This window comes from Streptomyces sp. ISL-66, assembly GCF_018614135.1.
Classification (GTDB): Bacteria; Actinomycetota; Actinomycetes; order Streptomycetales; family Streptomycetaceae; genus Streptomyces.
On sequence record NZ_JAGGOW010000167.1, the window covers coordinates 1 to 5,378 of the forward strand.

Annotated in this window: 2 rRNA genes; both read left to right on the plus strand. The window is 56.6% G+C overall.

Annotated features, from left to right (window positions below):
- Positions 1-412 precede the first annotated feature (412 nt).
- Positions 413-1,937 (plus strand): 16S ribosomal RNA (locus J7E97_RS29500).
- 286 nt (positions 1,938-2,223) lie between these two features.
- Positions 2,224-5,346 (plus strand): 23S ribosomal RNA (locus J7E97_RS29505).
- The 16S and 23S rRNA genes sit together here, the layout of an rRNA operon.
- Positions 5,347-5,378 lie beyond the last annotated feature (32 nt).

The following is a 5,378-nucleotide window of genomic DNA, read 5'->3' on the forward strand; positions in this document are numbered from 1 at the left end:
GGCCGATTATGAGCAGCACGGGATAAGCGCTAATGTGGTGGAGCGCCGAAAGGCACAGACCTCCAACGGTCACCGAATTCAAATCCGAGAGTCGGAAACGACACGGAAATGATCTGGTAGAGTTGGAAACGAAGGAAGCGCCCGGAGGAAAGCCCCAGTCATTGTTACTGAGGGTGAGTACAAAGGAAGCGTCCGTTCCTTGAGAACTCAACAGCGTGCCAAAAATCAACGCCAAAAGTTGATACCCCGTCCATTTCGGTGGATGAGGTTCCTTTGAAAAAGACCTGTGAGGTCGCGGTTCTGCCGTGGTGCTTGCAGGCAATTACACAGCGAGGATGCAGTGGACGGTCGGTCTTATTCCGACTTGACTGTCCCGCTCAACGTGATGTGTGCGCCGGATTACCGGCAAACATTCATGGAGAGTTTGATCCTGGCTCAGGACGAACGCTGGCGGCGTGCTTAACACATGCAAGTCGAACGATGAAGCCCTTCGGGGTGGATTAGTGGCGAACGGGTGAGTAACACGTGGGCAATCTGCCCTTCACTCTGGGACAAGCCCTGGAAACGGGGTCTAATACCGGATAATACTCCTGCCTGCATGGGTGGGAGTTAAAAGCTCCGGCGGTGAAGGATGAGCCCGCGGCCTATCAGCTTGTTGGTGGGGTAATGGCCCACCAAGGCGACGACGGGTAGCCGGCCTGAGAGGGCGACCGGCCACACTGGGACTGAGACACGGCCCAGACTCCTACGGGAGGCAGCAGTGGGGAATATTGCACAATGGGCGAAAGCCTGATGCAGCGACGCCGCGTGAGGGATGACGGCCTTCGGGTTGTAAACCTCTTTCAGCAGGGAAGAAGCGAAAGTGACGGTACCTGCAGAAGAAGCGCCGGCTAACTACGTGCCAGCAGCCGCGGTAATACGTAGGGCGCAAGCGTTGTCCGGAATTATTGGGCGTAAAGAGCTCGTAGGCGGCTTGTCACGTCGGATGTGAAAGCCCGAGGCTTAACCTCGGGTCTGCATTCGATACGGGCTAGCTAGAGTGTGGTAGGGGAGATCGGAATTCCTGGTGTAGCGGTGAAATGCGCAGATATCAGGAGGAACACCGGTGGCGAAGGCGGATCTCTGGGCCATTACTGACGCTGAGGAGCGAAAGCGTGGGGAGCGAACAGGATTAGATACCCTGGTAGTCCACGCCGTAAACGTTGGGAACTAGGTGTTGGCGACATTCCACGTCGTCGGTGCCGCAGCTAACGCATTAAGTTCCCCGCCTGGGGAGTACGGCCGCAAGGCTAAAACTCAAAGGAATTGACGGGGGCCCGCACAAGCAGCGGAGCATGTGGCTTAATTCGACGCAACGCGAAGAACCTTACCAAGGCTTGACATATACCGGAAAGCATTAGAGATAGTGCCCCCCTTGTGGTCGGTATACAGGTGGTGCATGGCTGTCGTCAGCTCGTGTCGTGAGATGTTGGGTTAAGTCCCGCAACGAGCGCAACCCTTGTCCTGTGTTGCCAGCATGCCCTTCGGGGTGATGGGGACTCACAGGAGACCGCCGGGGTCAACTCGGAGGAAGGTGGGGACGACGTCAAGTCATCATGCCCCTTATGTCTTGGGCTGCACACGTGCTACAATGGCCGGTACAATGAGCTGCGATACCGTGAGGTGGAGCGAATCTCAAAAAGCCGGTCTCAGTTCGGATTGGGGTCTGCAACTCGACCCCATGAAGTCGGAGTTGCTAGTAATCGCAGATCAGCATTGCTGCGGTGAATACGTTCCCGGGCCTTGTACACACCGCCCGTCACGTCACGAAAGTCGGTAACACCCGAAGCCGGTGGCCCAACCCGTAAGGGAGGGAGCTGTCGAAGGTGGGACTGGCGATTGGGACGAAGTCGTAACAAGGTAGCCGTACCGGAAGGTGCGGCTGGATCACCTCCTTTCTAAGGAGCACAGTACCGATTGCAGACAAATGTTCTGCACGGTCAGCTCAGGGTGGAACGTTGATTAGTTGGCACGGTTTCCTGGATGGATCACAAGTACTGCTTCGGCGTGGAAAGTGACTCACTGACAGGGGATCGTGTTTGGCACGTTGTTGGGTATCTGAGGGTACGGCCGAAAGGCTGTCCTTCTGTGATGCCGGCCCCAGTGAACTCGCCAGCTTGTCTGGTGGGGTGATGGGTGACTGGTCGTTGCTTGAGAACTACACAGTGGACGCGAGCATCTGTAGGCCAAGTTTTTAAGGGCACACGGTGGATGCCTTGGCACCAGGAACCGATGAAGGACGTGAGAGGCCGCGATAGGCCCCGGGGAGCTGCCAACTGAGCTTTGATCCGGGGGTGTCCGAATGGGGAAACCCGGCAGTCGTCATGGGCTGTCACCCACTGCTGAACACATAGGCAGTGTGGAGGGAACGCGGGGAAGTGAAACATCTCAGTACCCGCAGGAAGAGAAAACAACCGTGATTCCGGGAGTAGTGGCGAGCGAAACCGGATGAGGCCAAACCGTATGCGTGTGATACCCGGCAGGGGTTGCGCATGCGGGGTTGTGGGAATTCTTTTGATCGGTCTGCCGGCCGGTCGGCGAGTCAGAAACCGTTGATGTAGTCGAAGGACATGCGAAAGGTCCGGCGTAGAGGGTAAGACCCCCGTAGACGAAACATCAGCGGCTTGCTTAAGAATCTCCCAAGTAGCACGGGGCCCGAGAAATCCCGTGTGAATCTGGCGGGACCACCCGCTAAGCCTAAATATTCCCTGGTGACCGATAGCGGATAGTACCGTGAGGGAATGGTGAAAAGTACCGCGGGAGCGGAGTGAAATAGTACCTGAAACCGTGTGCCTACAAGCCGTGGGAGCGTCGCCGTTATTCTTCGGAATAACGGTCGTGACTGCGTGCCTTTTGAAGAATGAGCCTGCGAGTTAGCGGTGTGTAGCGAGGTTAACCCGTGTGGGGAAGCCGTAGCGAAAGCGAGTCCGAATAGGGCGATTGAGTTGCACGCTCTAGACCCGAAGCGGAGTGATCTAGCCATGGGCAGGTTGAAGCGGAGGTAAGACTTCGTGGAGGACCGAACCCACCAGGGTTGAAAACCTGGGGGATGACCTGTGGTTAGGGGTGAAAGGCCAATCAAACTCCGTGATAGCTGGTTCTCCCCGAAATGCATTTAGGTGCAGCGTCACGTGTTTCTTGCCGGAGGTAGAGCACTGGATAGGCGATGGGCCCTACCGGGTTACTGACCTTAGCCAAACTCCGAATGCCGGTAAGTGAGAGCGTGGCAGTGAGACTGTGGGGGATAAGCTCCATGGTCGAGAGGGAAACAGCCCAGAGCATCGACTAAGGCCCCCAAGCGTACGCTAAGTGGGAAAGGATGTGGAGTCGCAGAGACAACCAGGAGGTTGGCTTAGAAGCAGCCACCCTTGAAAGAGTGCGTAATAGCTCACTGGTCAAGTGATTCCGCGCCGACAATGTAGCGGGGCTCAAGCGTACCGCCGAAGTCGTGTCATTGCAGCTATAGGGCCAACGCCCGCTGTGATGGGTAGGGGAGCGTCGTGTGCCGGGTGAAGCAGCAGCGGAAGCTAGTTGTGGACGGTTCACGAGTGAGAATGCAGGCATGAGTAGCGATACACACGTGAGAAACGTGTGCGCCGATTGACTAAGGGTTCCTGGGTCAAGCTGATCTGCCCAGGGTAAGTCGGGACCTAAGGCGAGGCCGACAGGCGTAGTCGATGGACAACCGGTTGATATTCCGGTACCCGCTTTGAAACGCCCAATATCGAATCAGGCGATGCTAAGTCCGTGAAGCCGTTCCGGACCCTTCGGGGAAAGGAAAGTGGTGGAGCCGGCGAACCAGACTTGTAGTAGGTAAGCGATGGGGTGACGCAGGAAGGTAGTCCAGCCCGGGCGGTGGTAGTCCCGGGGTAAGGGTGTAGGCCGAGGGGTAGGCAAATCCGTCCCTCATTAAGGCTGAGACCTGATGCCGAGCCGATTGTGGTGAAGTGGATGATCCTATGCTGTCGAGAAAAGCCTCTAGCGAGTTTCATGGCGGCCCGTACCCTAAACCGACTCAGGTGGTCAGGTAGAGAATACCGAGGCGTTCGGGTGAACTATGGTTAAGGAACTCGGCAAAATGCCCCCGTAACTTCGGGAGAAGGGGGGCCATCACTGGTGAGGGAACTTGCTTCCTGAGCTGGGGGTGGCCGCAGAGACCAGCGAGAAGCGACTGTTTACTAAAAACACAGGTCCGTGCGAAGCCGTAAGGCGATGTATACGGACTGACGCCTGCCCGGTGCTGGAACGTTAAGGGGACCGGTTAGTCACATTTCGGTGTGGCGAAGCTGAGAACTTAAGCGCCAGTAAACGGCGGTGGTAACTATAACCATCCTAAGGTAGCGAAATTCCTTGTCGGGTAAGTTCCGACCTGCACGAATGGCGTAACGACTTCTCGACTGTCTCAACCATAGGCCCGGTGAAATTGCACTACGAGTAAAGATGCTCGTTTCGCGCAGCAGGACGGAAAGACCCCGGGACCTTTACTATAGTTTGATATTGGTGTTCGGTTCGGCTTGTGTAGGATAGGTGGGAGACTTTGAAACCCCAACGCCAGTTGGGGTGGAGTCGCCGTTGAAATACCACTCTGGTCGTGCTGGATGTCTAACCTCGGTCCGTGATCCGGATCAGGGACAGTGTCTGATGGGTAGTTTAACTGGGGCGGTTGCCTCCCAAAAAGTAACGGAGGCGCCCAAAGGTTCCCTCAGCCTGGTTGGCAATCAGGTGTTGAGTGTAAGTGCACAAGGGAGCTTGACTGTGAGACCGACGGGTCGAGCAGGGACGAAAGTCGGGACTAGTGATCCGGCGGTGGCTTGTGGAAGCGCCGTCGCTCAACGGATAAAAGGTACCCCGGGGATAACAGGCTGATCTTCCCCAAGAGTCCATATCGACGGGATGGTTTGGCACCTCGATGTCGGCTCGTCGCATCCTGGGGCTGGAGTCGGTCCCAAGGGTTGGGCTGTTCGCCCATTAAAGCGGTACGCGAGCTGGGTTTAGAACGTCGTGAGACAGTTCGGTCCCTATCCGCTGTGCGCGTAGGAATATTGAGAAGGGCTGTCCCTAGTACGAGAGGACCGGGACGGACGAACCTCTGGTGTGCCAGTTGTCCTGCCAAGGGCATGGCTGGTTGGCTACGTTCGGGAGGGATAACCGCTGAAAGCATCTAAGCGGGAAGCCTGCTTCAAGATGAGTATTCCCACCTCCTTGAGAGGGTAAGGCTCCCAGTAGACGACTGGGTTGATAGGCCAGATGTGGAAGCCCGGTAACGGGTGGAGCTGACTGGTACTAATAGGCCGAGGGCTTGTCCTCAGTTGCTCGCGTCCACTGTGTTAGTTCTGAAG